The sequence below is a fragment of the Bifidobacterium sp. POST2/T3 (B1) genome, assembly GCF_058197115.1.
In genome coordinates this window covers 1-2,106 of sequence record NZ_JBVPQK010000445.1, presented here as the reverse complement: position 1 = coordinate 2,106, position 2,106 = coordinate 1, and the positions used below count along the sequence as shown (strand labels likewise).

1 pseudogene is annotated in these 2,106 nt (G+C 63.5%); it reads left to right on the top strand.

Annotation, left to right across the window (positions count from 1 at the left end):
• Positions 1-18: 18 nt before the first annotated feature.
• A pseudogene (locus AC0AP0_RS12610) lies at positions 19-2,106 on the top strand (tetratricopeptide repeat protein); the annotation flags it as partial.

Here is a 2,106-nt window from a genome sequence, read left to right as displayed (position 1 = left end):
ATTGGGACAATCAAAGGTATGTCCAAGAACGCGAAGAAGTCCCGGGGGTTCGGGGATCTGTCCGGCCTGGGCCGTTCTATTCTTTCCTCACTGGAAGAACTGGTCGGCTCCTCTCGTCCGACTACTGGGAGTCGCGGGGATCGTCCCCTGGATTCTTCGGTGGCCGACATGGTCGATCTGATCAACCGGACAGGGCGCCATCCAGATGATCGGCAGATGCGCGAATTTCTGGCCTCCCACAGCCGTGTTCTGGGCATCGCCGTAAAGCGTCGGCTTTTTCCGCGCCTGCAGGGCGTGCCCGAGGGACTGACGCTGGGCTGGGTCCAGTGGTCTGATGCTCCAGGCCGCGGCTTCGCGCTGGGTATCTTCACCGATCGTCGTCACTTCGCCCAGATTGCTCTGGCCGACGACCATGGCCGGGTCTTCATCGGCGAGCAGGGCCGGATGGATCTTCAGAATATGGAGCCTGCCTTCTTGCTGGGCCGGGAGGAGGAGGTGACCCTGGCCGACGGTCGTCGGCTGGGTCGCGATCCGGGTCAGGATTCAGGGCCGGTCCGCGCCCTGCAGGGTGCTGTAGCAGGCCGTGACGATGCCGGTCACATGCGTTGGCTGGCCTCCTGGCTGCGAGCCGATGGCCGCTATTCACTTGAGCAGCTGCGTCCGCTCCTGCCTCCTGAGATGCGCCTGGACCTGGAGTACCGGGATGCCGTGGCCATTGCCTTCTTCGCCGCCTACTTGCTGCCGCGCATCCAGGGAACCTTCACTGGGTTCGGCTCAGGCAACATCTTCTACCGGCTCAACCGGGAGGCGCCCATGGGAGCCATCCGACGCAGCGTGGGTGACATGATCCAGGCGCGCTCCCACGGACAGCGGGTCTCCGGTCTGGAGGATCTGTTTGCCGACCTGATGCGCGAGGCTGGGGCTCTATCACCCGTCTCAGGCCTTGAGGCCGTTCATGGGGCCGAGCCCCTGCATCTGTATGCTTCCTCTTATTCGGGCGCCTACTTTCTGAGCTGGGACAACGGACTGGAGTTCACTGCCGCTCTTGCGGCCCTGCGCATCGAGGGCAATCTCAACAGGTTCGCCGCCGTCAGCGCCTGGCTGGAGCGCAATGCCCGCCTGGGAACGCTGCCCACCGAGGACTCGATCAACCGCGTCCAGGCAACCCGGCTGGACCAGGCACTTTTGGATGATCCTGCCATTGTCGCCTTGCTGCGCCCGGGGGACTATCCGATTCGTTTCGACCCCCTGGAGGACGACGGGCGGACCGCCATCAATGCCATGGTCGACAAGGCTGCGGCGACCGCCGTCATGGTGCGTCAACAGGCTCCCCAGGCTCTGCCTGTGCGAGCGGACGGCCAGGGTCAGGAGCCGGTGTGTTCCGAGTGGGTCTACAGGCAGACGCTGTCCATGCTGATGCGTTCCCTCCGGCTGCCCTTCCGCTTCGATGTGGAGTTCAGGTCCAACCTCTCCCAAGGACAGGTGGCCCTGGCCTTCACTGCAGCAGGACGCACGATGATGCCTTCCAGCCGCTATGAGGACCAGTCGCGGGCCTGGCGGGACCTGGATGACGGCGAGCGATCCGCCATGAGCGCTGACTACAACCTGCGCGTCGGGCTGATGATGGCTGCCCTGGCCTTCGGGGTGGATCCGGCCGTGCGCGAGGTCAGCCTGCAGGTCGACTCCATCGGTCTGGAAGAGGCTGTCGACCAGCAGAACTCGGCGATCAGGACCATGATGGGACAGGCCCTGGAGGCATTTGAGCGCATGCGTTCAGGCGAGGTGGCCCCCACCGGGTCCAAGGCTGATCCCAAGGATGGCGACGTGCACGGCGATCCCACCAAGCCCATTGCCTCCCGGATGGCCCCGGAGCAGCAAGAGGGGAACGAGGAGGACAAGGCCGAGGATCAGGGTGAAAAGGAATCTGTGGATCGTGAGTTCAAGGATCTTATGCAGGGCGTGGACCTTGACTCTGCTGCTTTTGCGCCGCCTTCGTCAGCCAATGATTCCGACGCGGATGAGTCGACTTCTGATGATGCATCGAAGGAGGATGTCTCGAATGATGATGCCTCTGCAGACAAGACTGACGACGACGCATCGCAGAAT